A 25,870-nucleotide genomic window follows, 5' to 3' on the forward strand; every position below is an offset into this window, starting at 1 on the left:
ATCGAAAGGTGCGCCATTTGTGTTTAATTCGACCACTGACCACTGACCACTGACCACTGACCACTACTCACCACCCAACTAAATAACCTTCATCACTTGCAATGCTAAAAAGCCAACTGCAGCAACCATCGTTAGTACCATGGTTAGTATGCTGGTTTTCATTTTGGCGCGGATGCCGGGCAGGCAAACTATTACAGATATCAGTACAAAAAAACTGATAACAATGAGGTTCCGGATAACTTCGTCTGTTGATATGATATCGGCATAGCGGTCATTTAATTTAATATCCAGGTCCTTTTTTAAAAAATATGCCTGTTTAAGCGCGTTATACATTACTGCCCAGGACAGCATTATCCACCCAAGTTGTTTTCTTAAACCAAAACCAATGGCGCCCAGTGGCAACATTAAATAAGGTATTACTACAAACAAAAAAGATGGGCGATATGAGCTTGATTCGGTAATCATGCGTAAAACGGCGGTATCACCCTCGGCGAGTGTGATAAAATACACTGCCAAAACTGTTAACGAAACAATGCCGATTACCCGCTTGGCCGAAAAAAACTGCTGATTTACGGGCGCTTTTTTTGCTTGCTGAGGCTTGGGCGAATTTAACTCCTGCGTTTGTTTGGTGACTTTTCGCTTCAGGTAAAAATTAAATTCGTCATTTATTTCTTTAAGTTGTTCGGGTGGCAAGGCCCTGCGCTGAAGTTCGATGTACGCCGTTTCAACAGCAAGAGGCTGAAAATTTCTTGAATTGCGTATGATAGCGATAAGTTCTGAGTTTTCAAGTCGTTCGTACTTGTACTCAAATGAGTTGACATTAACAAGTTGGTCCATAATAAAGGTAAGGAGCGTAAATATATTACATCAGCCAACATCGCCATATACCAATGAGTTGGTATTATTTCTATTTGATTCAGCCAGGTCTTCAATTTTTGTAATTGTAGTGCCGGCCTGCACAGCTATATATTGATGTTTGTTGTAGTATGTTTTATTGCTGTTAAATTCCGCGTAACTGTGCAACCTTGTGCCACTTTGGAGCAGATGGGTTTTATGTAAATTGAAATTGTTTTGTGCCTGTTCAATTTCGCTCCGGGCATTTGATGGCGCAGCAAAGGGCATGCTTTGAGCGATATGCTCCATGTTGAGTTTTAGCTGCTGTAATAGGTCGTTTACTTTAGCAAACCAAGTGCTTATAAAACTGGTTTTACCAACTCTAAAAATGGGCTCCGATAGTGTGACTGCGAATTTATGCACAGCTAACAATTCGCCCCCGCTCAGGGTTTCCGAACTTTGTAACAGTATATTCAAAATAAGATCAGGAGGTATTTGGTTTAAAACTGGAACCAAATATAGATACTTTTTTAAATTAAAATGTAGTTAAAAATTTATCTTTTTTTAAGATAATAACCTTTAAGTATCTGATGTATATGTAATTACGTTTAAATGTTAATTTTAGTTAAAATGCAATTTCGTTACAGTTACAGATCGGATTTATGTTTATTTTTAAACATGCTTAAACATCTACTTTTATTACTACTGAGCGGCTCAATTCCGGCATTAGCGCTTGGGCAAACTATCCAAACCGGGGTTGTGTTTGAAAACAAAACACGTGTAACGCTACAAGGCGTTAAGGTTGAAAACATGGGCACGCACAAGGTTTTCATTACCGATAAAAGTGGCCTATTTAATATTGAAGGGAAAATAGGCGAGGTACTGGTATTTAGCAGCAGTTTTTACCGGGCCGATACCGTATTGCTTACCGGCAATAAGCCAATGGAGATTTTTCTGATACCGCAGCATAACATGCTTAACCAGGTTAACGTTACGGCAACCGAAGCCAAGCACACAGGCTCGTTCCAGGCACCCGATTTTCATAACCAAACGGTAGTTTACCAGCGCGATCCAAAAACCGGGTATTACAAAGGTGGCGTAGCAATCAGGCTCCATTACTTTAAAAAAGACGAAAAACGAAAAGCTAAGCAGGCCGCCTTTTTAAAAGACCAGCAGCAACAGGATGAGATAGCTAAGATTTTTAACGCCGAAAATATTGCTAAGTACCTGCCACTGAAAGATAAGGACATGGACGATTTTTTGATCCTGTATACCCCATCAACCAAATACTATTTTAGCGCGGCTTTTAACCTTGTTAGTTATCTGGATACCAGTTACAAAGCGTTTTTAAAGATTCCGGTTGATAAAAGGAATACCGTTCTGGGCGCTTCGCCACCCGTTTTAGGCAAACAATAAGTTTAACTTACAGGTTTCTGTACATGATATAGGTATCTACAAAGCCCAATTGCCGGTGTCTGAATCCCTTAGGCGTGGTCCCGATGATGGTGAAGCCGTGTTTTTGCCAAAGCTTTACGGCTTTTTCGTTAGTTGAAACCACAAAGTTAAACTGCATGCCCTGGTAACCTTGTTGTTTAGCTTTTTCAAGCGAGTGCAGGCACAATTGGCTGCCTACACCTTTGCCGCGGGTATCGGGATGCACCATGTAGCCGCAATTGGCAACGTGGCCGCCCAGGCCCGGCTGGTTGGGTTTTAATATATAGGTGCCCAGTATTTTGCCATCTCCTTCGGCAACAAACGTTTGAATAGAGTTGCCAAACCAATATTTTTCTAAATCGGCCTTTGGGGTTTCCGGGTCAAATGCGTAGGTATCGCCGCTTTGTGTAACGTTCGAGAATATTTCCCAAATCGAGTCGTAATCTTGTTTTGTAGCCGGCCTTATTTCCATGACGATAAAATGTTGATCGTTATGATGTTTATTATGATGGCAAAAGTGCATTATTAGCCATTCAGATTAAAAAATAAAGGCAGATAATTTTGCAGTGTGCTGTAACAAGGGGGCAAAATTGCCGTCTGTTTTACAATATTGTTTATCGACAACCTTATGCAAACAGAAACTGGTATCCCTGCGACAGCAAATAGCAACAGCGCCAAAATCGGCTATGTAGATAATTTAAAGGTAGTGCTTACTGTATTGGTGATCATGCATCATGCATTTATTACGTATGGAGCGCCCGGAGGCTGGTATCTTACCGAAAAAACCACGCTTAAGGCGGCGCTTATCCCCATGACCTTGTTTGTAGCCACCAACCAGGCGTTTTTCATGGGCTTCTTCTTTTTCCTTTCGGCATACTTTACCGAATCGTCATATAATAAAAAGGGCACTCTGAAGTTTTTGGGCGACAGATTGAAACGCCTTGGTATCCCGCTGATATTTTATTCGTTTATACTTTCGCCGGTTTTAAGTTACCTTGTTTATAGATTTGCCCAGGGGAACAACATTACTTATCTGCAATTTTTGAGCGGCTTTCATCCCTGGATAAATTTTGGGGTGCTGTGGTTTGTAGCGGCTTTATTGTTATTCAGCGTGTTGTATGTAGTAGTAAGATTTTGGTTTGATAAAAAGCCAGGTGTAGTAAACCCAATGCCGCCAGGTGGCCGGAAGATTATTTTATTTACCGCCGCGCTGGCACTTGCGAGCTACTTTGTCCGATGGGTTTTCCCCGTAGGTTGGATCTTGAAACCGGTTGGTTTCCAGTTAGGGCATTTTGCGCAGTATGTGGCTTTGTTTGCTTTAGGTATTATAGCTTCGCGGGGGAGATGGTTGAATAATGTAAACTATCAATTGGGTAAAAGTTTTGCTATAGTGGCGTTGGCCATGATAGTTGTATTGTTCCCTGTATTGTACGCAGTGGTAACTATAACCCAAAGCCCAATCGAAACCCTTAACGGGCATGGCAGCTGGCAATCATTAATGTATGCCTTTTGGGAACAATTTACAGGTATTTTTATCATCGTTGCCCTGTTGGGTATAGCCCGCCAAAGGTGGAACAATCAATCCGTTTTTTTTAAAAAGCTCTCCCGCTTAACTTTCTGCGTTTATATTTTTCACCCGCTGGTATTGATATCGTTATCGGTGTTGCTGAAACCATGGGCTGTCGATCCGGCCTTTAAGTTGTTAGTTGTTGCTCCAGGAGCTGTTGTTGGTTCCTTTTTGCTGGCAGCGGTGTTAGTTAAGGTGCCGGGAGTGAAAGCCATTGTGTAAAGAGATTTAACATCAAACTGTCAAGTTAAAATGACTGTTGAAGAATTCGGTTTCAACGGTATATAAAAATCGCTTTTTACTGCGACCGCAATTACCGGCCGGCGATTTTTATACATGGAATGGTATTTGTATCGTTAAACCAAATTGTAAATAAACTACCGTGAAAGACGAAAACATAAAAACAGCCGCCCGGGTATTATTAGGGGTAGGTTTAATAATGGCTGGCATCAGTCACCTTACATTTGCGCGTAAAGATTTTAAGGCACAAGTACCCGACTGGGTGCCTTTAAAAACAGACGATACTGTGGTATACTCCGGCATAGCCGAGATAACCTTGGGAACTGCATTGGTACTTGCTCCCGAAAAATACAAAGCAACTACAGGTAAAATCGCGGCCACATTTTTTACAGCGATATTCCCCGGTAATATATCGCAATATGTAAATAAACGCAGTGCTTTTGGATTAGATACCGATGGTAAACGGTTTGCAAGGCTGTTTTTTCAGCCTGTGCTGGTGTACTGGGCGCTTAAAAGTACGGGTAATATAAAGTAGGTTATAACATGTGGCCTCCGTGTTTGAAACGAATGGGCTTGAATATAATCGAACGTAAGGCAGTTAACGCAATCTGGCGACGAAATATAGGGTGCAGGCCTGTCGGGTTTTTTCACCGCCAAATTGCGATAGTATATTATATTTCTTCTTTTTCTTCCGCTTCTGGTTGTTTAGGCTCTTCCCGCTCAACAGTGATGGTACACTCGCCAACTAAAGCGGCTACTGCGCCAACTGCCGCCAATACAGGCGCCAGGAAAATGCCCACAAGGCCTACCGCCAAAGGGAAAGTCATCAGTTCTTTGCCTGAATGATCGGTTATTGTTATTTTTCTGATGTTGCCTTCGGCAATAAGGTCTTTTACTTTTTTAAGCAGGATGTCTCCGTTTATAGAGAATGATTCTTTTGTGGCCATGATAGGTGTTATTAATGGGTTAATTTTTAATAATAATTCAGCAAAACTTGCAGGTTATGGTAATCTGTATTAATGTGCTTTTGACTGTTACTTGTTTGTATTGTTACTAATAAAATTTATTAATGTTTAAGCAGAGGGAAAGCCCAAAATAAACTGGAGATTTCGATTGCAAACAGGGGCATGGCAATCCCGACCCAGCGGGGTAGAAGTTGGCCCGGGCCAGGCTATCCGTTTATACGCCCGCAAGGCCTTAGGCGCGGCCGGCACTTATGCCGCTATTGGCCGGTATTCATTGCTATCCTTATTGCAAAAGAACAGGTTTGGCTACAACCACTTGTACTTGTTCCTTGCTTTATCATTCCTACATGGCCGGTTACATTATGTTTTGCAAAAGTACTTTCATTAAACTACCTTAGGCCATATAAATCCACAAAACCTTATGGAACCGATAAAAACCCCAAGGCCGACAGTAGGTTGGAAAGCGCAATTAGATGACGGCAGCGAATTTTTTACCGAAGAGGCAATTGTAACAGCCGATGTATTGCTGGATAATTATATTGCCGCCTTACAGGGTGCCACCAATGAACGAACTATCTGGAAAGCTATTGAAGCCGTTGTAAAAGGCTTCGATCAGCTGAATATTGATCATGACTACTTTATTGAAACCATGGAGCGCGAAGACCTGGCCGAATTTATCCAAAAGGCAGCCGAAGCAGCCGGATTGTTCTATGATGGTGACGTAACCGAAGAGTGGCGCGAGGAATGGTAGGTGTGATATGAAACATCGTCAAAAATAGTATCCGGCTATAGTCTTGGGTTGTTGTTAGCCCAAGTATTGATCTTAACAACAGTATCGCAGACACGTTATAAAGGCGATCAGGTGAAAATACTGATCGCCTTTTTTAATTATTGATTCCGCCGAAAATCTCCCTGTTAATTTATCATACAATAATAACAGAAGGCTGTCCATATCTGAAGTGAAATGCATTAGCATCCTGATAGCTTGATGGTTCCTGGGCGTTTGCTACATCTGTGATAAACTTAAGGTCGTCAAGAGGTGGTTCAAAAAGCATAATAATATCTGATCCTCCAAAGGCAAAATAGCCAAACTCTTGTCCTTTATCTACTTGTTGCCCCTGCAGGGTATCTGTGTACATATTAACTGACGATACCTGCGCCATCCCGATAGGTATGGTAGCAACCAGGCCAACGTCAGATCCGCTTGTGCTGGTGTCAATTACCAATACGCCCCTGGCTTGGGTAAACTCATATCCATCTTCGGCTGCGTCGGGGGCATCAAACTGGTTATCGGTTATATTAACAGCAAGGTATACATTACCGGGTACTGCTACCAGGTCAAGAACGGTGCCACTCACCGGTGTATGAAAGCGGTGATAGTCAAACGGGCTTAAAAAATAATGAACAAAAGTGCCGTTATAAAAATTGGCGGCATACTGGCTCCCCGCTTCGCCAAGTAAATCGTTGATATTGCCTATGGTATGTGTTTGCTTTAAGGTAACTGTTGTGAAATTCCCATCGCTATCAATCACATTCCCGTCCTGGTCAATCTGGTAATATGCTTTGAAAGTACAATCGGCCGGTGAGCAAATAATGGTATTGTCATAGGGGTTGGCAACCGGGCGCATAGGCGAGCCATCGGGCTGTGTTGAATTAAGTTGCCTGTAAAAAAAGGTGTTGAATGAAACCCAGTTAGGCGAGTCGTTAGCATAGTCGGGCAGGTTATATTCCGGATCGTTCCAGTACGATTGAAGTGCTTCTGGTGTAAGCGAAGCAGGTGTATCTAAAAAGCTGCCCCAGGCTGTAGCATACTCGTCAAGCCAGCCTGCAAACGTAAACTCATTAATGGGGCTCTGGTAGTTCTGCAAGGTAACACCGGATGCACCCTGGTCTACCAGCCAGTAAAATTGGCACAGGCGGTCGTATATCTCCTGGCTATAGCCGTTTTGCCCGGGTGTATTTTCCCAGGGATCATAAATGCCGGTGTTTTCGCTGGGTATTACTTCTGAAAAAAGCGTCAGGTAGGTAATATAATCGCCGGGGATAGTAGGCCACCCAAAGCCCGAGTATAAATCATTGAGTGCATTGTACAAATCAGGATCGAGGTTGGCAATAGCCAAATTATTTGCCGACACTAACGAAATGGTTAGCGCGTTTGCAAAGTCGCTGTCATCATTGATCTGGGTTTGGAGTTCCTGAATTACGTCGTACGAGGTTGTGGTTAATGTGCTCATAATACTGTTTTTGATAGTAGGTTTATGTAAATTGGTGATACTAATGTATGAACTATTTTTAAATAATAATAAACAAAAAAATATTATTTTACTATGCTAATAAACTCTATTTACCAGATTATCAACATGTGTTAAAAAAGATTATTGACATAAATAAATCGTATTGTTTGTGAATTTAATATTAAAAAAGCAGGCAAAGGATTTAACAAATTTGGTTATATCACCTGCTGCTGTCCCATATTCAGCAGGCGGGGCATCAAACTGAAATAGGGTTTTTGTTTCCGCTTTTGAATATCTCAGCAATCCACGGCTACAGCATTGCCGCGAACGTTGTTCAAATTAGTTTCGCATCGGCACTATAATGGCGAGCCGCCTGATAATCAACTGCAATAGGCATTATTTGTAAACATGTGGGCTGAAACCCCAAAAGCATTATTTTAACTTAAAAAGATGCCATTAAATGCTGCAATTTTTTATTTTTGAGGATAACTACAACTCTAATACCTTTTGCAATATGAATATGCTTTTTGGCGGCGGCAGCTATTATTATTTGGTACTTATTTTAGAAGCCTTTTGTATTATTCATTGCCTGCGCAGGGGTACTCAACAACAATGGCTTTGGATACTTATTGTTATCCCTGTTTTGGGTTGCCTTATTTATATTTATAAGGAAATTTTAACCAACCGCCATTCCATCCGTATACCTAAAGTGGATGTGGGCGCTGTACTTAACCCCGGTGTAAAACTAAAACGGCTGGAAGATGAGTTGCGCTTCACCGATACCTTTGCCAACAAAGTGAAACTGGCCGATGCCTACCTGGAAGCCGGCTTTACCGATAAAGCCGTTGAGATATACCAGGCCAGCTTAACAGGTGCCTTTGCCGAGAATGAACATGTGCTTGCCCAATTAATTATTGCCTATTACGAACAGGAGCGTTACCAGGAGATTGTCCCGATAGCACAAAAGATTTATAAACTACCCCAGTTTGCCCGTTCAAAGGCGCATATGAAGTACGCAGAAGCCCTGGAAAACACCGGCCAGGTTGATTTGGCCGAAAAGGAATTTAAGGCGATGAAAGGCCGTTACTCATACTTTGAGCAGCGTTACCAATATGGCTTATTTCTGGTACGCCAAAACCGCGACGAAGACGCCTACCAGGTTTTTGCCGATATCCTGAACGAAGAACGCCAGCTAAGCGCCATGGAACGCAAAGCCAATAAAGTTTGGTTTGCCAAAACCAAGGATGAGCTTAAGAAACTGGCAGTGGCGTAACTGTTTGTTTGTTCCGGATGGGGTTGCAATTTTCGGTATGCCCCGCTATCTATTGTAACGTCAGCCAGCGGTATCAATAGCAGTTATGGTAACTCCCAAAGGTGTCCGTCCGTCCGCAGGTGCCCAGGGTAACGACAGGAAGATGGTACAGCTTCCCCCTTAAAAACTCACAAAAAATGGCGCCTCAAAAACATGGCCTGGGCTAAGTTTTTGGATAGCTTCTTTGTGTTTAATGTCTTTTTGCTCGCCTGCTGTATCGGCGCAGCCTAACCATGGCTCGATGCACACAAAATCGGCACCGGGTTTGGCCCAGATGCCCAGGTAGCTAAAGTGAGGGAACTCAACCGATAGTGTTTGGCCGTGTTTGTCGCTTTTTATGGTTACCATCCTCGATTTTAATTCTTTAAACACCAAGGCATCGGCATTAAATAAATCGCGGGTTAATTGCAGCCTGTTTTTAGGTGTGGCTACCGGGTGACTTTCGCCATTAAAAAAACCATCGGCCGATAGTAGTTCTGTTTCCAGGTGTTCATCTGTTTCAAATTCAATGTAATAATCTTCATACTTCTCGCCTTTGTTAAATGGAACGTTAAACGCCGGATGGGCGCCGACAGAAAAGTAAATGGTTTTTTTATCAAGATTAATTACCTTGTAGGTTATCCTGAGGGCGTTATCTATCAACGTATACAGTACCTGGTAATCAAATTTAAAGGGGTACGCTTTTAAAGTGTTATCACAATAAGGCAACGAAAAACTTGCCGAAACATCGCCTGCATCTAATGTTATAAACTCCGATTGCCTGGCAAAGCCATGCCGCCCCATAGGGTACTTGCTGCCATCAACCACCAGTTCGTTGTTAATTAAGCCACCTACTACCGGGAATAAGTTGGGTGCATGCCATGGCCAAACGGCGGCATTGGCCTGCCAAAGGTGTTCAATGCCGGTTGCCTTATCAATTAATGAACTTAACTGCGCACCTTTGGTATCGATGCTTGCCTTCAGGTATTCGTTTTCGATGGTGATCATAACAATTAGAATTTGACAGAACCCGAAGTTAGGGATTTGTTTGAATTTCAGGAATTACTTCAAAGTTAGATTTTCTAATTTCTATTAATTCATATATTCTTCATTAAGCAACCGCGGTAGTTTTTAGTCTAAAGCCTAAAGTTCTAAGTCAAAAGAGATTTTAATTAATACTTTGTGGCTCTTGACTTAGAGCTCAAGACTTTGTACTTAAGACTCAACACTAATCGTCATCTTCTTCCTTCTTCGGCTCCAAAATTACAAAGGCGCTCCGTTTTGGCGCGGGCATAACCGCGGTTTCGCCCTTAACAAATTTCCAGATCACTTCGTTCAGATCAATGTCTGGTGCCGCATCCTCTTTGGCCAGGTTAAACAATTCCGACCGGCGGCTGCTTTCATTTACAGCAACGTTGCGTTGCTCCAGGTCAACCTGTGCGGCTTTGGCCACGTACGGTGTGAAATCTGCTTTGCTGGTAAAGCAATCATATAATGGCATGGCGGCTGCGTCATATTGGCTCATCGGCGGCAGGCCTAATATCAGTTCAATAGTGCGTAATACGCCCGAAGTGGAGTACATACCATGCACCACTGTGTTACGTTTTACATACGGCCCTGCAACAAACACCGGCGAGCGGTGTGCATCTACATGGTCGGGCCCGTTTTGGGCGTCATCTTCTAAAATAAATACTACCGACTCTTTCCAGATAGGGCTTTTTGAAAGATGTTCAATAAACTGGCCTATTGCCTGGTCATTATCCCCAACAGCCGCTATGGGCGATAGGGCACCTTTGCGCTGCCCGCTGGTATGGTCGTTCCCAATCCTTACGCTGTTAAAACCCGGCACAGCGTTAATAGCCAGTAACGAATCGAAATCGTGTTTCCAGATCTCTACGCGTTTAATATCCTTCACACCCAGGTCAAAGCCCGGCGATTGCGTGCAGTAATGCCCCTCTAACGATTTAAGGCTGGCCTTGCCAGGGTTGCCATCGGTAACAAATTCGCCATAGGTTCGGTAGCTTACACCGGCCCGTTTGCAGTAATCCCATATAAAGCCATCGCGGGGGTAGGCAGTTTTGCGGGTGCCCTCGTAGTCGTAATTACCACCCCGGCTACCATAGCTGGTTGGCCATGTTTTCTCTACAAAATCGGTGGCATAGGCGGCGTTGCTCCAGTTGTGTCCGTCCGCACTTACTTCCGCGTCTACATAAAAGTTATCAAGTAATACAAATTCGCTGGCAATGGCGTGGTGGTTGGGCGTTACTTTTTTATCAAAAATACACAGCGAAGTATCGCCGTTGCCCTGTGGCATATCGCCCAAAACCTGGTCGTAAGTTCGGTTTTCTTTAATAATGTAAAACACGTGCTTAATAGGCGATTTTTCGCCCATCCGGCGGGGGATAGGGTTCCCCTCTTCGCCAGGTGCTGTTTTGGCTATTTTGTTGTTAAAAGGCGTGTTGGCATAAACCTGTTTGGTATAGGCCTTAAGCTCACTTACCGATGGTGTATTTATAAACGACAGTGCGCCTTTAAATAAGCCGCCAATGTATTGTTCCCTGCTATTGATAGCCCCCTTTTGATAGCCGCTGTTATCGGCCTTTTTTACAGGCTGCGGGCCTTGCGGGTTGGCCATTGATGTAAAACCTTTGCCGTTGGCAACCAGTATTTTTTTGCCCAGCATTTTAACGTTGGTAGGGTACCAGCCCACGGGTATAAAACCCATACTGCGGCTGCTGCCTGGTTTGCTTACATCAAACACGGCCAGGCAATTGTTATCGGCATTGGCTATGTACAGCGTTTTTTCATCGGCCGATAAGGCAAGGCCGTTGGTAGTTGAGCCGGTAAGATGGGTAGGGTATAAGGCTGTAGAAATAGTTTCGAGCGCCCTGTGCGTTGCTGTGTTTATTACCGATACCGAGTTATCATTGGCGTTGGCTACATACAACAGGCTGCCTTTTTTATTCAGCAGCAATTCGTTAGGGTTACTGCCTGTTTTTATAGTTTTAAGCGTTTGGGTAGCTACATCGTAAATACCAAGCTGGCCGCATCCCCATAAAGAAATATAAAGCGTTTTTTCATTTGGCGATAAGGTGCAGCTATAGCCCTCTGATGGCAGCTTGAGCCGTTGTAATGTTTTACCATCGTTAGGGTTAACCGAATAAAGTGTGCTATCCTCTTTAGTAACCACATAAAGCCGGGTGTCGCTTTTATTTACCGCTATTCCACTCGGCGATACCTTGTTTTTCGGCCATGATTTTGGCGCCAGTTTAATAGTATCGGGTTTGCCCAGTTTAGTACCGGTTATATTAAAAACATAAATCAGGTTATCGTTACCGCCCGATGCGTAAAGCTTTTTCTCGTCTTTGCTGAAAGTAAGCCCGTACCATGATTTGGCTACCACCTTTTCATCCAGCAGCTTCTCGTTTTTTGGGTCGATAAGCTGGATGGACTGGGTACTTTGGCCGTTGTTGGTAACCGCCAGCAGCTTGCCCGAACCCGATAGCTGGATGTTGAGCGGTAAATCGCCCAGGGGCAGGGAGGTACCTGGCGGGCTAAGCTTCCAGCCGTTTGGCAATAAAACCTGCCCTGTTTGGGCTATTTTGCCGGGTGTTTGGGCAAATGTTGTAACTGACGATGCTAAAATAGCTAAGCCGATGAGTAGCTTTTGTTTCATAGTAAAAAGATTCTACTCAAAATTACATAATCGTTTTGCATAGATTGGCGGGTTAACACAAACTTAATATGTAAGAATGTTGCTATAATCAAACACATTTGCCGCAACGGGTTAGTGACGGGTAAAAAAAAGGGTCAACAGAATGATAACTTTATGAATTCTACGGCCACTTGTTCAGGAAAATTCACCTTGCTTTTCGCATAATTCCATCATATGGGATTTCTCTTTTACGCCCCGCTCTTTCCGTTCCGGCCACTATTGTATGGCATTTTTGTTTCTTAAAAGACGCCTATATACAGCAACTCCTTTGGGGACTGTTTATGAGATGCTCTCCGCAAGTTCCTGTTTTGCAGCTTTCTCCTTCCTGTATTTGCTCAAATTAATCAGCAGTACACTTGCCAATATCACCACCAGGCCGGCCACCTGTATAAGGGTAACACTTTCGTGGGCAAAAAGTACGCCCAATATTACAGCTATAACCGGGTTTACGTAGGCGTAAGTACCAACCTGTGTTGCCGGGCGTACCTGTAACAGCCAAACGTAGGCGCTAAATGCAGCTATTGATCCAAAAACAATAAGGTATAGTAGCGCGTACCAGCTATGTGCCGGTATAGCGCCCCAGTTAAGTGTTTGAACTTCGTGGCGTAAAAAGCTTGATGGTATAAATACTACGCCTGCAAACAGCATTTGCCATGCCGTATTTACCGCTGCCGATCCTTGCGTATTGTAATGTTTTGAATAAAGAGAGCCCGATGCCCAGCCCAATGTACCTACTATTAATAAAAGCATTCCGGGCAGCTTTGACGGCCCGGATGCCGGTCCCATCATACTTTCTATCTGCTCGCTAAATAATAATATTACACCTGCAAAGCCAATTACCAGGCCAATAATGGTGCTTTTGTTTTTAAAATTGGTGCCCCAGTTTGGCTTGTCAAGCAATACAAACCATATTGGCGGAGCTGATACCATAATTGCAACCATAGCACTTGGCAGGGCTTGCTCAACCCATATCACTACACCGTTGCCAATTACCAGCAATAAAAATCCGCTTACTGCCGCATGGATCATATTGCGCTTTACAAAAATCCGCTCGCCTTTAACAGCACACCAGGTAAGCAATAAAGCGCCTGCCATAAAAAAACGGATTGCGCCCAGTAAAAATGGTGGGAAACCATCAACAGCCATTTTTATAAAAAAGTAGGTAGAACCCCAAACCAGGTAAACCGTAGCAAAAGCTATGATAACCAATAGGGGCGAGGCGGATTTTTGTGAAGATGTGGCCATGGTATATTTATTTTTCGGGTATAACTAATTGTTGTTGCTCTTTCACGGTTTCGAGCACGATGGTGGTACGTGTGTTCAAAATGTGTGGTATTTTGCTAAAGTGGGTACGCATAAGGTGCATCAGCGATGCCGAATCATAAGTGCGTACCTTAATCAGGTAGCAATCGTCGCCGGCTATATGGTGTACTTCCTGCACTTCGGGTATTTTGGCCAGCTCCTGCGTGGTTTTATCAGAACCCGGCCCGTCGGCGGCTTTCATGAAAATGAAGGCCAGCAATTTTTGCTGCAACGCGGTTGGGTTTATTTTGGTTACATATTGCTGAATAACATTTTTTTGCTCCAGCTTTTTCACCCGCTCCAATATCCCCGAAGGCGCCATTCCCAACTCCCGGGCCAGGTCGGCGTTTGATATGCGGGCGTTGTCCTGCATCAAGCGTAATATCTGCAGATCGGTTTTGTCTAAAACTATTTCTGTTTCGTTAATCATGCGGTAATATTAGTTATTAGCAGAATTAAATTCAATAATAGTTTATAAAAATGAATTTAATTCGACAAAAGTATGGTTTAGGAGGTGTGATGGATTCGGGTTAAATAAGCGAGGATGTTTTATGAAACGTAACCCAATATTAAGGCGGCGTTTGTTTTATGCGGGTAATCCCAAGCCTAAGCTCTTAATTCTTGGTTCTTGACTCTTCTTCAGGGGGCAAAAAAAAGCAAACCTCCGTTAAACATATAACGGAGGTTGCTTACAAGGTTGAGGTATAAAAAACGAAGGTTTAGGTTTTTTATAGGTTTTTTTAGGCCGATAGGCTTAACAGCCTGTCGGATTTTGTTTCATCAAAAACAGTACGTACATATTTGAGGCCGCTTTTGGTAGTTGCTGTGAGTAATTTGGATTTGTTGCCTTCGTCGTCAAGAATATAAGCCAGGCCGTTATCATTTATCCAATCGAAAAGTACATCCCTGGTGGTAATGCCGCGGTTTTGAGTATGATCATCAATCCACATTAACGAGTTGATAGCCAGGTAAGGGTTATCATACGCATCGCTGGTTCTGTGAACACCGATTATTTGTAGGGGCATCGTTAGTTAATTTCAGGGGTTAACGATGTTAAATCTCGGGATTTTAAAAACGGCCGTCAATCCGTGAAAACACGGTATTTGACCCCGTTAAAATACGGGGTCGAAAAGTTGCATCCGGCCTTTGTAATGTCAAAATAAATGTTATAAGTTAAATCTTAATAACCTTATCATTCTTGTATTCAGGTTGTTTGTGCTTACCTGGTTTTGGGATATTTTTAACTATCGTGATAAGCGCGCTTGCAATAACCCCGGTGGCCTTTAGGCCAAAATGCATAAAGGGCTTCATCACCTCCCAGGTATTGTGTGCTGGTTTCACTTCTGTGTTTCCTTTGCCTATCTCTTTTACGTTGGATGTTGCCATGTTTTTATGTTTTTTATAGATATGGCATAACAGGTATAAAAACCTTGCCAGAAATCAGGATGACCAATCTATATCGCACAACACAACAAACCAGTTACCTTTTTTCTTTTCCAGGAAAATATCATAGCCCTGGGCTACAACAAGCCCGCCGCGTTTTTCAATGTAGGCAAAAGCTTTGGTCTTATTGTGATTAAAAAACACCGCTGACATCCTAAACATGCCTGCGTTAAAGAAAGCCGGAGGCAATTTTTTTCGCTGGTTAAAAAGCATGTATTCGTAGTTATAGGTAAAAGACAGGTTTTTAAGTTGGAAAATGCCTGGTTTCTCGTTAATGACCACTTCGGGGGCCCAGCTATCTACCAGCATATTTTTAACCATGTCCTTATCATTCCTGTGGCGGCTTTTTGCTTGTTTTTTTAGATAATCTTCTGGTATCCTTATTAATGTATCCGCAATGAAAACATATAGCCTGGCAGTATCTAATTGATTTTTTAGCTGTTCGATATTATCTGTTTGGGATGCGGGGAATTTGTATTTAATTAAATGTGCTTTTAAAACACTATCTGATGGCATAATGTAATTAAAGGCAAGTGTAGTTACCGCCGCTTCATCTGATGGAACATATAATTTATTAACCGGTTTAGGCCTGGGATGCCTGCACGAAGTAAAAATCAGTAACACCAAAATCAATTGCAGCAACTTGTTCATATCGGTGTGGCTAAGCTGTAACCTTTTTCTTCAACTCAATAACTGTAACCTCGGGCCAGATGCCAAGCCTGCCGCTAAAGGCCAGGAAACCAAAGCCACGGTTTACATATAAGTAGCGTTCGTTATGGTTGGCCAGGCCCGCCCAGTCGAGATATTTGTATTTAACCGGGCTCCATTTAAAGCCGGGAATCTCTACGCCAAATTGCGCACCATGTGTATGGCCCGATAGGGTGAGATGGATGTTGGCCGGATTATATCGCACATGATCTTCCCAATGGGTAGGATCATGCGATAGCAATACCTTAAAGGCATCCTTGGGTACATCACGGAGCGCTTTATTTAAATCGCCCATTTGTATAAAACCGCGGCCCCAGTTTTGAACCCCAATGAGCGAGATTTTTTGGCCTTCTTTTTCGATAGTAACATTTTCATTGAGAAGCAGGCGGTAACCCAAAGTTTGATGGTGCTGTTTTAGGGTTTCCAGGTTGGCAGCTTTGGCTTCGGGGCTTTTCCATTCAATATAATCGCCGTAATCATGATTGCCAAGGATAGAAAACTGGCCGTAGGGTGCTTTTATCGATCCAAACCGGTCTAAATAAGGCTCAATTTCTGCGGCAGCATTGTTTACCAGGTCGCCTGTAAAAACAAACAGGTCGCTTTTTTGCGCTATGGCCAAATCTATGCCCTTTTGCATGGCCGCTACATCATCAAAACTACCGGAGTGGATATCAGAGAGTTGGGTTATGGTAAACCCGTCAAAGGCGGCAGGCAAATCATCAAAATAAAGGGTTATTTTGTGTAAGCGGTAATCATATTTGCCCTTCAGTATTGCGTAAAAAAGAGAAGTAAATGGAATTGCGGCTACCAAAACTGCAATTTCGCTGATGAATTTTCGCCGGGCCGGAAATACCGGTTTATCGTGAGATTGCGTTGCCAATTTAAATAAGCCTGTCAGAAACCGCCCGATATCGCCCAAAAACATTACAGCTATGAAAAACAGTTTGGTGATAAAAAAAGTGAGGAACAGGCTCAAAATCCATTCGTGAAAAGGCCGCATGCCGGTGTTGGTTTTAAAAGCCTGCAAGCCGGTTACAAATAAAACTGTAACACCAATTGAAATCAGCAGGTATCCCCATAAAACTATTTTTTGCCAAAGCCGGGAGCGCCAGCCGGCAATTAATGTTTTTAACCCGGAGAATACATACCAGTCAAATAATAAACTAATTGCAGATATAATCAGGAAGACTTTCAGAAGGCCGTTGACATGCATAAATAAACAGAAAAAAAGCAATTTAATAAAATATTAGCGATTCTTAATCGTCATCATACTAACGGGCGCCGATTACAAGCTATTTGTTAAACAATGTTAAACCTTTTTAGGGGCAACAATAGATAGGGTTTTTATGGCGTTTTATAAAAGTTAATCAAATGATTAATTTTTGACTTTAAACAAACACTGCATTAACAACAAAGAATTATTTTTGAAATATCAATTAAAACAAACAATTACCATGGCAATATTAACAATCCAAATCCCCGACACCGAAGTAACCACGCTATCAACCATTGTTGAGCGTATTGCAGGCAGCATTTTAAAAGTAAATGCAGATGAAGACGTTTACACCAATGATTGCTTACAAAAAGAAGAAGATCATTTTATAAAAAGCAAACTGGCCACATCGTTCCCGTTTAACCATTTATGGAACGATTAAACCCGTAACAATTTGATATCCTGTTAATAGCCATATAGGAAGCCGAAAACTTAAGGCTTTCCTGAAAAAGACGCCGGACCTGAAAAATCCGGCGTCTTTTTTACTTTTAATTAGATGTCGCCACATCGCCGGCTATAACTGGCAAGTTATACGCCAGGTTTTTAGAGGATGCTAATCAGCATAAAGTATTATTGATATGTCCTTGTTGCCAGTTTGTTGTTTAACATCAGAAATAAGCATCCAAAAAGCAAAAAAGCCACCATCACAAAAAAAGAATTGACAGCTACTTGCTGATAGCCCAGTTTATCGGCATCAACAAACGGGTAGGGGTAAAAATGGAAAACCGCCCCGCGGATAAGTATATAAACAAGGTACAATAGCGGGTACCACAACCAACCGGCGGCCTGCCGCCACGATAATTTTGTTTTAGCGATAAAAAACAGCCAGAAGATAACAAAAGCCACCGGGTTAAATACATGGGTTAATTCGTTGGTTAGCGCAAACAAGCCATCTAAATTTACAATGCTGCGTAATACCGTGTTAAAAATAAGGCCCACTATGGTGATGTAAAGCGCTACAGCAGTAACTACCCTGTTGTTGTTAAAGAATTTTTTAAACGCCGAAGCTTTGTTTAAAACAACAGCAACCAGGCAAAGCCCAACCAGTATATTATTTAGTATTGTAAAAAAACTCATGATTTGCACTATAGCGCCACCAAATGTACGGCCTTGTTGCATATAGGCAGCTGTAGAAATAATAAATTGCAAAACGACAGAAAACCAAACAATCAACGCTAACAATATGGCGTAAATGAATGCCAGTTTATTTAGTTTTTGCACAATCATGGGTCGGGTTTTATCGCTTATTAACGCTGTCTAACATAACTTGTAACGAATGGTTGTTTTTACGTACACTTTCTATTACACCAACATTTGTTTTTACGAAGGAGATTAACTTATCCGAGGGCTCATCGGTTCTGATCACTTTGTTGGCTTTCATGTTACGGAACAATGCCTGCGATGTGCGTATAATTCCCCAGGGTAACCCCCACCAGCCCATTAAGGCTGTTGACGCGGTAGCACGTTGGTTGGCTTGTTGCAGGCATGAAGGGCAGGCAATCATAAGCTTTTTCTTGTAATGAGTTAATATAATAAAGCTTTTAACACTGCCAATTACTATTGCGTTAAGTGGTTGGGCCGTACTACTGCAAACCGGGCATGGCTGGTTGCGGATAAGCGAGATATAGCTATCAATGGCTAAACTGTCCGGAGTGGTAAGTTGCACATTTACGCCGTTCATAATACCTTCATCCAGCCCGCGGCTTTTTATCTCGGCTTTTAGTAAATCTAGCGCTTCGGGTCTTAGACTTGCGGCTTCGGTTATGGCAAGGCGGGTAAGCTTATCGTCGCTTAGGTTTTTGTAAGTGGTTTTTAACTGTTCAATATCAGGCTGCATGGCAATAAATATAATAAAAGAAATTAATACCAGCCTGGCGAACTTTTGTGGGCAATAGGCTTGCCAGGTGCATATTGAATGGCATATTATGGTAAAATATTTTTTATTGCATTATATTAACAAATAAGCAACCGTAGCAGGTTATTGAACGTAAACAAAGATAATATGAGGAGTTACGTTAATATACCAAAAACGATAAACTGCAGGTTTTGTAAAACATGTGGTGCGCGCCCGGTTATTGAACTGGCGCCAGAAGGCCTTTACGTGGTTAAATGCCCCAACGATGACGGCCATTACCAAACCCGTATGGGTTTAATAGATATTGATGACTGGAACAGGAACAATACGGTTAATGTTGTCCCCGAAACCGAGTTTGATCACCAATATCTGTTTAAGTAATATTTCTGTGATTTGGCCTTAGTGTTATATAAACACATATCTTTAGGTTTTTAAACCAAAAAACTTAAAATGAGCCTTTTACTTAATCCTAATACCCGCAAACCGGGTAGCCTTAAATTAATATGGTTAATTGCTGCCCTTATGTTGCCGGGCTTTTGCTTCGCCCAATCGGGCACCGATGCTGTGCCGGTGGTTGATCATGTTGCCATTTGCGTAAAAAATCTTAAAAAAAGCACCGCGTTTTACACCGATGTAATGCATCTGCGCAAGGTAGGCAATCCATTTAAAGATACGGTACACCAATGGTACAGCCTGGGCAACGGGGTAAAATTACATGCCATCCAGGGCGATTGCGCTGGTGTACACCCAATAGCCGAACATTTGTGTTTTTCGGTTGGCTCGGTTCATGAGTTTGCCAAAGTTTTAGAAAGCCACAATATTAAATACAGCAACTGGAAAGGCGATAGCAAAGAGCCAACCTTAAGGGCCGACGGCGTGTTGCAACTATATTTCCAGGATCCGGATGGTTATTGGATTGAAATTAACAGCCCGGCACCGAAGAAGTAGGGTAGGTTGTACGTTTTACGTGATACGTTTTACGTTTTGTCCGGGTGTATGTATAGGGGAACTACGTAAAACGTCACACGTACAACGTTATCAGTAGTGTAGGTTTTACGTTTTGTTCGGCTGTATCAAAACTACGTACAACGTAAAACGTCCCACGTACAACCTAATCAGTATTCCAGCTCCCGGCAATGTATCCCGGCGCCTATCAATAGCCTTTCGATGTAGCGGGGCGAAAGGTTTTCGGCCTCGATGCGGAGTATATTATCGCAGTCTTCCAGGTCGAAATTCCATTGGGCGATAGCCGGAATTTTGGTAAGCAAAGTGGTTACTTTGTTTACCTGCCTTTTTTGTTTAACGCTTGTTGAAAATACCAGGATATTCATTTTGGTGAGTGGTGAGTAGTGAATGGTCAGTGGTGAAAAGCGGTGAGTTAGTGAGTGGTGAGTTGAATAGTGAACGGATTATAGCAACGTAGGTATACCTACTCCCCATTCACTACTCACCCCTCACCATTCCCTATTCTCCTTTTTCTTCTGTCGATGCAAAATCGTCCCATGGGCGGCGGCCAAATCCACCGTGGCCGTGATGGTCCCAGCCACACATACGATCTTTTAGTTTGGCTTTAAATTTTTCTTTTTCCTCGGGGCTCATATTTTTAAAACGTTCTTCCATACGTTTGCGCATCCAGGGCGAGCCTCCGCGGGCCCAGCCCGGTTTACTGCCTTTACCAAAACCAAACAGTATTTTGCATAGTACAAATATGCCCATGGCCTGCCAAAACGTTATTGCGCCTACGTGCAATATTGCGGGCAGTAGGTTGTTCCATAACTGCATCACCACAAAACTGATGAGCGTCAGGATGGCGGCCGCTCCTATAGGGAACAGTATAAACCGCGCTTTATAAAATGATCTTTTCATTATCTTTTAATGTTTTAAATTCTTTTTAATATTCTGTTATTTCAAGGTATAACTGTTTAAGCCTTTTGCGCAGATGCAGCACTGCGTACCGCTTGCGCGATACCAGCGTGTTTATATTTTGGCCGGTGCGGATAGCTATCTCCTCAAACGGTACATCGTCAAGCTCATGCCAAATAAAAACCTGTTTCTGTTCCTCAGGCAATTCGTCCAGTGCCAAAAATAATTCGTCCCAAAACAGGTTGCGCAGGTATTCGGTTTCGGGTGTACTGGTTTCGGCAAACAGGATCGATTTAAAATTATCGGTATCCTCTTCATCGTCATCAGTAGCAAGCATATCATCCAGCAGGGTCTCCGTCTTTTTTTTATGCTTGTCCGTTATTTTGTTGCGGGCTACACGGTACAGCCACGCGCTTGTTTGCTCAATAGGCTCCGAGTTGATAACCGAACTAAACTGGTACCACACATCCTGCAGAATGTCTTCGGCATCGGCATCGTTGTTTACCCGCCGCCTTATAAAACTCAACAGGCTTTTACCATACGCTTTTATTGTATGTATAATATGACTGTTTTTGTCTTCGGGCATTACGGCTGTTATCAATTTATTATTCCTTTAAAGGTACAGACGATTGATGATTGAAAACATTTTAAATTATTTTGATTTTTTTGGGAGGGAAGGTTTTTGTGACGCAGCAACTGGTTGGTAGCCCCTTCGTTTCTATTCAAGCCATTTTCAATTTTCCTTTCATCCTGAGTGGTAAAATTTCGAGGAATTCTGAATGGGGATGACGCATATCGTATGGCGGCGAGTCGACTCACCCCGACGAGGCTACGCCCGTCTGCCCCTCTCTCCGACTGCGTCGCATAGAGGGGCAATAGCACAAAAATTAAGTTTTACCCTCTTTGCGGCTTCAGCCGGAGAGAGGGTCGGCCAGCGTAGCGTAGCCGGGGTGAGTCTTAACCAGCGTTTAAACGAATGTTTGTGTAAAACACAATACATTATGGGCAGCCCGCTCGAAGCATAGTGGGCAAAGGCCTCTAAGCCCGGTCCTTCGATAAGCTACCCAATGATTGCAAAAGTATTTATCTTCCTAAACTGTTAATTTCAGTTCGCCAAAATCCACTTTCTTTAAATATATTGGCGTTAAGTTTCTTAAACTCGTCTTTTAAATCAGCAATTTGAGCAGGCGAGAAATCCGAGTTCAAAAAAGCATCCTCGCCATTTTCATCTTGTACCCTTTTAACGAAATTTTTATATAATAACAAGCATGCCGCTAATTCAGAAATATCCTTATTCATTACTGTAATAATTTCAAAATCCTGCTCGTGGTCAAGAAGTATAATTTTATCGTCGCGCGAAACGTCGAAGCAAATTGGATTGCCATTTCCGTCGGATCCGAATAGCCAATAACTTTCGGTTATTTTATTCAAATTAAGTTCAGAGTAGCAGGATTTGATATCGACAAATTTTCCATCATAAACACTCCATCCAAAATCAAGAAATGGCGCAGCGGACTGTGGAAAACCAAATTTTAAAAAAGCTTTTGTTAAATCATTAATGGGCGCCTTATCTATTTCTGATAGTTCAAATATTTCCCATTTGCTAAATTTATCAGGTTCCCATGATTTTTTAAATTCTTCTTTAAATCCCATTGTTATACTGGTGATAAGTTAGATTTTATAGGTACAGTAGATGATAACTGTCTTGTTTGTTTTTTACCCTTAAAGGTATGAGTTTTATAAATAGCTACAAATTCTCCAGAAGGAAGGTGAGTCTCCGCGTTGTCCCCAATATTTGGATGCGCCAAATTAAGCAATACATCAGTTTAGTGTTAACCTTGTTTTATTTTAAAGTATTGATTATTAAATAGTTAAAAATTAAATGTCTAAAATGTGTTAAGTTATGTTAACCCAATAAGATGCGTTTGCCCTGTAATCCTCACCGCTTTTGTTGCTTAAATTACAAAATCTACCTACTTTCAACCCTTAATGAACAAACGCCCGTCTGCTTATAAAATATTGCCCAAATTGCTGGCACCATTGCTGTTTACTATAGCAACTACGGCGGCTGCCCAGGAGTTTGGGGGCAATCCGCCGTCTATCAAATGGAAGCAGGTAAATACACCGGCTGCTAAAGTTATTTTCCCTTATGGGATGGATACGGCAGCAGTTAATGTAGCCAATATTGTGCAGCAAATGAACGAGCTTATAAAACCAACTATAGGTAATAAGCAGCGGCAGATTAGCATTGTGTTGCAAAATCAAACTACGATATCAAACGCTTATGTAGGTTTGGCGCCTTTCAGGAGCGAGTTTTTTTTAACCCCCCAACAAAATAGCTTTGAAATAGGCAGCCTGCCCTGGCAGCAGCAATTGGCCATACATGAGTTTAGGCACGTGCAGCAATACAATAATTTCAACGTAGGTTTATCCCGTTTTCTGCACATCCTTTTTGGCGAGGGCGGGCAAGCCCTGGGGAACGATCTATCGGTACCCAACTGGTTTTTTGAGGGGGATGCCGTGTTTAACGAAACCCACGTAAGCCGGCAGGGCAGGGGGCGCCTGCCATACTTTTTTAATGGTTACCGGGCGTTGTGGGCGGCGGGCAAAAATTACAGCTACATGAAGCTACGCAACGGATCGTACCGCGATTATACGCCCGATCATTACCCGCTTGGCTATATGCTGGTTGCCTATGGCCGGGATAAATATGGCGACGACATCTGGAAAAATATTACGCACGATGCAGCCGGCTTTTATACCGGTTTTTATCCTTTTCAAAACGCTGTAAAAAAATATACAGGCACCAGCTTTAAAGCATTTGCAAACCAGGCACTGGATTATTTTAAAGGGCAGTTTGCGGCAGATATGCAAAATCAGCCTGTTAAAACTGCTGCCCCCAAGCACTTTGATGCCGATAGAGAGTATCCCGCTTTTGTAAACGACAGTACGCTCATATATATGAAGAGCAGTTACGATCATGTGCCGGCCTTTGTGGTTAAAACCGGAGAAAAGGAACGTAAAATAAGTACACGTTCCTACTCGCTCGATAATTATTTTGATTACCGCAACGGTAAAGTAGTTTATGCTACCTATCGCCCCGATGCCCGCTGGGGATATCGTGATTACAGCGAATTGATGTTATTGGATGTAAACACAGGGCAAGAGCACCGCATAACCCAAAAAGCAAAGTATTTTGCCCCTGCCTTTAGTGCCGATGGTGATAATATTGTAGCCGTACAGGTTAGCCCGTTGGGTAAAAGCGAATTGCATATATTGAATGCTGATGGTAAACTGCTGAAAGTTGTGCCTAACCCGCAAAAGCTGTTTTATACTTATCCTAAATTTTACAAAAGCGACCGGCTGCTTTCGGCGGTAAGGAACGCCGAAGGTAAAATGACTTTGGCGTTGATTGATATAGCCACAGGCAATGCCCAATATTTGCTGCCGTTTACATTTAAACCGATAGGTTTTACAGCGCTAAAAGGCGATACGGCATACTTTTCGGCTGTTGTTGAGCGACAGGACAGGTTGTTTGCCTTAATGGTTGGCGCTAATAAACTTTACGAGTTATTGCCAATGGCTAATGATGTTACCATAGGCAGTTATCAGCCTGCTGTTACCGATCATAAAATGGCCTGGGTTGGTTTTACCGCAACCGGCTATCAAATAACCGGGGCTGATAGGAAAGAGCTGAAATGGATTGATGCGGGTGATTTATATGCCAATAGCAATTTGCCTCTAATGGGTATACATGCGCTTGAAAAAGATAGCTCGGCCAATATGCTGGCCCGCGTTACAGATAAACCTTTGCCGGTTACCAAATATTCAAAATTGCATGGCTTGTTCAACTTTCACAGCCTTATCCCAAACATCAGCGATCCTAATTATTCGGTGGCTATTGTGGGCGAAAACGTGTTGAATACATTTCAGTCGCAGGTTTCTTTCAACTACAACACCAACGAAGGTTATAAGGAGTTTAGCTTTGATGCCATATATGGCGCGTTGTTCCCGTACCTGTCTGCCGGTGCCGATTATACTTTAGATAGGAGGGGCTTCTCCAAAGGACATTATGTGTACTGGAACGAAACCCAGCTGCATGGCGGTTTGCAGGTACCGCTCAATTTTTCGCAAGGCAAAAACTTTACCGGCCTTACCATCGGCAGCGATCTGTATTTTAATCGTACCAGTTTCCAGCAGCCCTACGCCGCCCAGTATGCCGATAGGAGCTATACTTACCTTAATAATTACGTAGCTTTTAATAATCAAACCCAAAGGGCCCGCAAAAATATTTACCCGGCCTTTGCGCAAAGCATCAGCGTAAATTATAAGGCTACAATTGCTGGTGCAAGTGCCACGCAATTGTTGGCTACAGGCTCATTTTACTTCCCCGGCCTGGTTACCAATCATAGCTTTGTAGTTAGCCTGGCGCACCAGCAAAAGGGCAAGGACGATGTAATAAGTTTTTCTAACGATTTTCCTTTCAGTAAAGGCTACGCGGCCCAAAATCTGGAGGATATGAACAAGCTGGGCTTAACCTACCATTTCCCGATAGCCTATCCCGATGGCGGTTTTGGCAATTTGGTTTACTTGCTGCGCCTGCGTGGGGCTTTGTTTTTTGATTACACCCACGCCACCGCCAATAATTTTTATACCGATGGCAGCAGTTTTAAACAAAACTTCCGCTCGGCCGGCGGAACGCTATTTTTTGACACCAGGTTTTTTAACCAAAACAGCATCTCGTTCGGTATCAGGTATAGCCGCTTGCTGGATGAAGACTTTTTTGGAGGAACAGGCAGGAATAGGATAGAACTGGTATTGCCGGTTACGTTTTTTTAGTTGGGCGGGCAATGAATTGCTGCATGACAAATGCACGGTTTTGTGCAATTCCCTGCGCCTTGAGGGTGGTCGGGAATGAACTCAAACGCCAAGAAGGATTTATACGAGCGGAGGGGTGCAAAGCGGCTTCAACGCCTAATTTGGCTGCCTACCTCCTCCTTCAACAAGGAAGGAATCGCACATACCATCCGCTTTTTGCATTTCTTCCGGACATCTTTATTGTTGTTATCAATAGTTTGATGGAATGACTTACGACTTAGTACTGTTGACTTAATATTAGCCCAATGTATTAAATTCTAAGTCTTAA

At 42.8% G+C, this 25,870-nt stretch carries 29 protein-coding genes; 10 read left to right on the forward strand and 19 right to left on the reverse strand.

The features are described from left to right. Nucleotides 1-78: 78 nt before the first annotated feature. A complete protein-coding gene (locus ACFGVS_RS27475) occupies nucleotides 79-837 on the reverse strand; it encodes a hypothetical protein (RefSeq protein ID WP_439696404.1) in 759 nt (252 codons plus the stop codon). Nucleotides 838-867: 30 nt separating this feature from the next. Continuing rightward, on the reverse strand, nucleotides 868-1,311 hold the full coding sequence (locus tag ACFGVS_RS27480; RefSeq protein WP_439696405.1) for a hypothetical protein: 444 nt from the start codon (nucleotides 1,309-1,311) through the stop codon (nucleotides 868-870). 201 nt (nucleotides 1,312-1,512) lie between these two features. Between ACFGVS_RS27480 and ACFGVS_RS27485 the strand changes: the two genes are divergently transcribed. Further along, complete coding sequence (locus ACFGVS_RS27485; protein WP_439696406.1) at nucleotides 1,513-2,250, forward strand: hypothetical protein; 738 nt, start codon at nucleotides 1,513-1,515, stop codon at nucleotides 2,248-2,250. Nucleotides 2,251-2,257: 7 nt separating this feature from the next. Here ACFGVS_RS27485 and ACFGVS_RS27490 read toward each other — a convergent pair whose 3' ends face one another. Beyond that, entirely contained in the window at nucleotides 2,258-2,740 is a 483-nt protein-coding gene (locus tag ACFGVS_RS27490) for a GNAT family N-acetyltransferase (RefSeq protein WP_439696407.1), read from the reverse strand. A gap of 156 nt (nucleotides 2,741-2,896) precedes the next feature. Here ACFGVS_RS27490 and ACFGVS_RS27495 point away from each other — a divergent pair, with 156 nt between their 5' ends. Both ACFGVS_RS27495 and ACFGVS_RS27500 read left to right on the forward strand, forming a co-directional pair. After that, nucleotides 2,897-4,057, forward strand: coding sequence for an acyltransferase family protein (locus tag ACFGVS_RS27495; protein WP_274209359.1), 1,161 nt, complete (start codon nucleotides 2,897-2,899; stop codon nucleotides 4,055-4,057). A gap of 160 nt (nucleotides 4,058-4,217) precedes the next feature. Next, on the forward strand, nucleotides 4,218-4,610 hold the full coding sequence (locus ACFGVS_RS27500) for a DoxX family protein (RefSeq protein ID WP_274209358.1): 393 nt from the start codon (nucleotides 4,218-4,220) through the stop codon (nucleotides 4,608-4,610). 136 nt (nucleotides 4,611-4,746) lie between these two features. On the opposite strand, the gene ACFGVS_RS27505 is transcribed toward ACFGVS_RS27500, so the two are convergent. Continuing rightward, nucleotides 4,747-5,022, reverse strand: coding sequence for a DUF4342 domain-containing protein (locus ACFGVS_RS27505; protein WP_274209357.1), 276 nt, complete (start codon nucleotides 5,020-5,022; stop codon nucleotides 4,747-4,749). A gap of 166 nt (nucleotides 5,023-5,188) precedes the next feature. On the opposite strand from ACFGVS_RS27505, the gene ACFGVS_RS27510 reads away from it, so the two are divergent. Beyond that, nucleotides 5,189-5,428: a hypothetical protein gene (locus ACFGVS_RS27510; RefSeq protein ID WP_274209356.1), complete on the forward strand. Its 240-nt coding sequence runs from the start codon at nucleotides 5,189-5,191 to the stop codon at nucleotides 5,426-5,428. 33 nt (nucleotides 5,429-5,461) lie between these two features. Continuing rightward, nucleotides 5,462-5,791: a hypothetical protein gene (locus tag ACFGVS_RS27515; RefSeq protein WP_274209355.1), complete on the forward strand. Its 330-nt coding sequence runs from the start codon at nucleotides 5,462-5,464 to the stop codon at nucleotides 5,789-5,791. Between the two features lie 172 nt (nucleotides 5,792-5,963). Here the strand turns inward: ACFGVS_RS27515 and ACFGVS_RS27520 are convergent, their stop codons facing one another. After that, nucleotides 5,964-7,274: a phosphatidylserine decarboxylase gene (locus tag ACFGVS_RS27520; protein ID WP_274209354.1), complete on the reverse strand. Its 1,311-nt coding sequence runs from the start codon at nucleotides 7,272-7,274 to the stop codon at nucleotides 5,964-5,966. Between the two features lie 514 nt (nucleotides 7,275-7,788). Here ACFGVS_RS27520 and ACFGVS_RS27525 point away from each other — a divergent pair. After that, nucleotides 7,789-8,547 carry a PLDc N-terminal domain-containing protein gene (locus tag ACFGVS_RS27525; protein ID WP_439696408.1) on the forward strand — a complete coding sequence of 253 codons (759 nt, stop codon included), beginning with the start codon at nucleotides 7,789-7,791 and terminating at the stop codon, nucleotides 8,545-8,547. Between the two features lie 159 nt (nucleotides 8,548-8,706). On the opposite strand, the gene ACFGVS_RS27530 is transcribed toward ACFGVS_RS27525, so the two are convergent. From ACFGVS_RS27530 to ACFGVS_RS27565, 8 genes are all read right to left on the reverse strand, one after another. Continuing rightward, the gene (locus ACFGVS_RS27530; RefSeq protein WP_439696409.1) at nucleotides 8,707-9,573 is read right to left on the reverse strand and encodes an aldose 1-epimerase family protein; all 867 of its coding nucleotides are present in this window, start codon (nucleotides 9,571-9,573) and stop codon (nucleotides 8,707-8,709) included. Nucleotides 9,574-9,793: 220 nt separating this feature from the next. Next, entirely contained in the window at nucleotides 9,794-12,241 is a 2,448-nt protein-coding gene (locus tag ACFGVS_RS27535) for a bifunctional YncE family protein/alkaline phosphatase family protein (protein WP_439696410.1), read from the reverse strand. Between the two features lie 318 nt (nucleotides 12,242-12,559). Then, complete coding sequence (locus tag ACFGVS_RS27540; protein WP_439696411.1) at nucleotides 12,560-13,525, reverse strand: EamA family transporter; 966 nt, start codon at nucleotides 13,523-13,525, stop codon at nucleotides 12,560-12,562. A gap of 7 nt (nucleotides 13,526-13,532) precedes the next feature. Next, nucleotides 13,533-14,012, reverse strand: a complete 480-nt coding sequence (locus tag ACFGVS_RS27545; RefSeq protein ID WP_274209348.1) for an Lrp/AsnC family transcriptional regulator — start codon at nucleotides 14,010-14,012, stop codon at nucleotides 13,533-13,535. Nucleotides 14,013-14,322: 310 nt separating this feature from the next. Continuing rightward, the gene (locus ACFGVS_RS27550; protein WP_090653063.1) at nucleotides 14,323-14,607 is read right to left on the reverse strand and encodes a DUF3892 domain-containing protein; all 285 of its coding nucleotides are present in this window, start codon (nucleotides 14,605-14,607) and stop codon (nucleotides 14,323-14,325) included. Between the two features lie 148 nt (nucleotides 14,608-14,755). Beyond that, complete coding sequence (locus tag ACFGVS_RS27555) at nucleotides 14,756-14,968, reverse strand: hypothetical protein (RefSeq protein WP_439696412.1); 213 nt, start codon at nucleotides 14,966-14,968, stop codon at nucleotides 14,756-14,758. A gap of 54 nt (nucleotides 14,969-15,022) precedes the next feature. Next, nucleotides 15,023-15,676 carry a hypothetical protein gene (locus ACFGVS_RS27560; protein WP_439696413.1) on the reverse strand — a complete coding sequence of 218 codons (654 nt, stop codon included), beginning with the start codon at nucleotides 15,674-15,676 and terminating at the stop codon, nucleotides 15,023-15,025. A gap of 10 nt (nucleotides 15,677-15,686) precedes the next feature. Continuing rightward, the gene (locus ACFGVS_RS27565) at nucleotides 15,687-16,946 is read right to left on the reverse strand and encodes a metallophosphoesterase (protein ID WP_439696414.1); all 1,260 of its coding nucleotides are present in this window, start codon (nucleotides 16,944-16,946) and stop codon (nucleotides 15,687-15,689) included. Nucleotides 16,947-17,187: 241 nt separating this feature from the next. Between ACFGVS_RS27565 and ACFGVS_RS27570 the strand changes: the two genes are divergently transcribed. Then, nucleotides 17,188-17,388, forward strand: coding sequence for a hypothetical protein (locus tag ACFGVS_RS27570; protein WP_143065553.1), 201 nt, complete (start codon nucleotides 17,188-17,190; stop codon nucleotides 17,386-17,388). 188 nt (nucleotides 17,389-17,576) lie between these two features. Here ACFGVS_RS27570 and ACFGVS_RS27575 read toward each other — a convergent pair whose 3' ends face one another. Further along, nucleotides 17,577-18,227 carry a Pr6Pr family membrane protein gene (locus ACFGVS_RS27575; protein ID WP_439696415.1) on the reverse strand — a complete coding sequence of 217 codons (651 nt, stop codon included), beginning with the start codon at nucleotides 18,225-18,227 and terminating at the stop codon, nucleotides 17,577-17,579. Nucleotides 18,228-18,243: 16 nt separating this feature from the next. Continuing rightward, nucleotides 18,244-18,843 carry a hypothetical protein gene (locus ACFGVS_RS27580; protein ID WP_090653057.1) on the reverse strand — a complete coding sequence of 200 codons (600 nt, stop codon included), beginning with the start codon at nucleotides 18,841-18,843 and terminating at the stop codon, nucleotides 18,244-18,246. 165 nt (nucleotides 18,844-19,008) lie between these two features. On the opposite strand from ACFGVS_RS27580, the gene ACFGVS_RS27585 reads away from it, so the two are divergent. Both ACFGVS_RS27585 and ACFGVS_RS27590 read left to right on the forward strand, forming a co-directional pair. Then, nucleotides 19,009-19,242, forward strand: coding sequence for a hypothetical protein (locus tag ACFGVS_RS27585; protein WP_439696416.1), 234 nt, complete (start codon nucleotides 19,009-19,011; stop codon nucleotides 19,240-19,242). Between the two features lie 69 nt (nucleotides 19,243-19,311). After that, the gene (locus ACFGVS_RS27590; protein ID WP_439696417.1) at nucleotides 19,312-19,809 is read left to right on the forward strand and encodes a VOC family protein; all 498 of its coding nucleotides are present in this window, start codon (nucleotides 19,312-19,314) and stop codon (nucleotides 19,807-19,809) included. A 167-nt stretch (nucleotides 19,810-19,976) separates the two neighbouring features. Here ACFGVS_RS27590 and ACFGVS_RS27595 read toward each other — a convergent pair whose 3' ends face one another. The 4 genes from ACFGVS_RS27595 to ACFGVS_RS27610 all read right to left on the reverse strand — a co-directional run bounded on the left by ACFGVS_RS27595 (nucleotide 19,977) and on the right by ACFGVS_RS27610 (nucleotide 22,377). Further along, entirely contained in the window at nucleotides 19,977-20,192 is a 216-nt protein-coding gene (locus ACFGVS_RS27595; protein WP_090653053.1) for a hypothetical protein, read from the reverse strand. A gap of 133 nt (nucleotides 20,193-20,325) precedes the next feature. Then, on the reverse strand, nucleotides 20,326-20,727 hold the full coding sequence (locus ACFGVS_RS27600; RefSeq protein WP_439696418.1) for a hypothetical protein: 402 nt from the start codon (nucleotides 20,725-20,727) through the stop codon (nucleotides 20,326-20,328). A 25-nt stretch (nucleotides 20,728-20,752) separates the two neighbouring features. Next, the gene (locus ACFGVS_RS27605) at nucleotides 20,753-21,325 is read right to left on the reverse strand and encodes an RNA polymerase sigma factor (RefSeq protein ID WP_255369948.1); all 573 of its coding nucleotides are present in this window, start codon (nucleotides 21,323-21,325) and stop codon (nucleotides 20,753-20,755) included. Between the two features lie 482 nt (nucleotides 21,326-21,807). Then, complete coding sequence (locus tag ACFGVS_RS27610; RefSeq protein ID WP_439696419.1) at nucleotides 21,808-22,377, reverse strand: hypothetical protein; 570 nt, start codon at nucleotides 22,375-22,377, stop codon at nucleotides 21,808-21,810. A 336-nt stretch (nucleotides 22,378-22,713) separates the two neighbouring features. Between ACFGVS_RS27610 and ACFGVS_RS27615 the strand changes: the two genes are divergently transcribed. Beyond that, complete coding sequence (locus ACFGVS_RS27615) at nucleotides 22,714-25,563, forward strand: hypothetical protein (RefSeq protein WP_439696420.1); 2,850 nt, start codon at nucleotides 22,714-22,716, stop codon at nucleotides 25,561-25,563. Nucleotides 25,564-25,870 lie beyond the last annotated feature (307 nt).

This window comes from Mucilaginibacter sediminis, from assembly GCF_051903035.1.
GTDB lineage: Bacteria > Bacteroidota > Bacteroidia > Sphingobacteriales > Sphingobacteriaceae > Mucilaginibacter.

Coding starts and splice junctions, on each gene's coding strand:
- ACFGVS_RS27530 (WP_439696409.1), bottom strand. CDS start 9,573: ATGATCACCATCGAAAACGAATACCTGAAGGCAAGCATCGATACCAAA.
- ACFGVS_RS27580 (WP_090653057.1), bottom strand. CDS start 18,843: ATGCAGCCTGATATTGAACAGTTAAAAACCACTTACAAAAACCTAAGC.
- ACFGVS_RS27570 (WP_143065553.1), top strand. CDS start 17,188: ATGGCAATATTAACAATCCAAATCCCCGACACCGAAGTAACCACGCTA.
- ACFGVS_RS27495 (WP_274209359.1), top strand. CDS start 2,897: ATGCAAACAGAAACTGGTATCCCTGCGACAGCAAATAGCAACAGCGCC.
- ACFGVS_RS27520 (WP_274209354.1), bottom strand. CDS start 7,274: ATGAGCACATTAACCACAACCTCGTACGACGTAATTCAGGAACTCCAA.
- ACFGVS_RS27600 (WP_439696418.1), bottom strand. CDS start 20,727: ATGAAAAGATCATTTTATAAAGCGCGGTTTATACTGTTCCCTATAGGA.
- ACFGVS_RS27525 (WP_439696408.1), top strand. CDS start 7,789: ATGAATATGCTTTTTGGCGGCGGCAGCTATTATTATTTGGTACTTATT.
- ACFGVS_RS27595 (WP_090653053.1), bottom strand. CDS start 20,192: ATGAATATCCTGGTATTTTCAACAAGCGTTAAACAAAAAAGGCAGGTA.
- ACFGVS_RS27490 (WP_439696407.1), bottom strand. CDS start 2,740: ATGGAAATAAGGCCGGCTACAAAACAAGATTACGACTCGATTTGGGAA.
- ACFGVS_RS27610 (WP_439696419.1), bottom strand. CDS start 22,377: ATGGGATTTAAAGAAGAATTTAAAAAATCATGGGAACCTGATAAATTT.
- ACFGVS_RS27535 (WP_439696410.1), bottom strand. CDS start 12,241: ATGAAACAAAAGCTACTCATCGGCTTAGCTATTTTAGCATCGTCAGTT.
- ACFGVS_RS27615 (WP_439696420.1), top strand. CDS start 22,714: ATGAACAAACGCCCGTCTGCTTATAAAATATTGCCCAAATTGCTGGCA.
- ACFGVS_RS27545 (WP_274209348.1), bottom strand. CDS start 14,012: ATGATTAACGAAACAGAAATAGTTTTAGACAAAACCGATCTGCAGATA.
- ACFGVS_RS27585 (WP_439696416.1), top strand. CDS start 19,009: ATGAGGAGTTACGTTAATATACCAAAAACGATAAACTGCAGGTTTTGT.
- ACFGVS_RS27555 (WP_439696412.1), bottom strand. CDS start 14,968: ATGGCAACATCCAACGTAAAAGAGATAGGCAAAGGAAACACAGAAGTG.
- ACFGVS_RS27550 (WP_090653063.1), bottom strand. CDS start 14,607: ATGCCCCTACAAATAATCGGTGTTCACAGAACCAGCGATGCGTATGAT.
- ACFGVS_RS27540 (WP_439696411.1), bottom strand. CDS start 13,525: ATGGCCACATCTTCACAAAAATCCGCCTCGCCCCTATTGGTTATCATA.
- ACFGVS_RS27485 (WP_439696406.1), top strand. CDS start 1,513: ATGCTTAAACATCTACTTTTATTACTACTGAGCGGCTCAATTCCGGCA.
- ACFGVS_RS27560 (WP_439696413.1), bottom strand. CDS start 15,676: ATGAACAAGTTGCTGCAATTGATTTTGGTGTTACTGATTTTTACTTCG.
- ACFGVS_RS27565 (WP_439696414.1), bottom strand. CDS start 16,946: ATGCATGTCAACGGCCTTCTGAAAGTCTTCCTGATTATATCTGCAATT.
- ACFGVS_RS27505 (WP_274209357.1), bottom strand. CDS start 5,022: ATGGCCACAAAAGAATCATTCTCTATAAACGGAGACATCCTGCTTAAA.
- ACFGVS_RS27475 (WP_439696404.1), bottom strand. CDS start 837: ATGGACCAACTTGTTAATGTCAACTCATTTGAGTACAAGTACGAACGA.
- ACFGVS_RS27515 (WP_274209355.1), top strand. CDS start 5,462: ATGGAACCGATAAAAACCCCAAGGCCGACAGTAGGTTGGAAAGCGCAA.
- ACFGVS_RS27590 (WP_439696417.1), top strand. CDS start 19,312: ATGAGCCTTTTACTTAATCCTAATACCCGCAAACCGGGTAGCCTTAAA.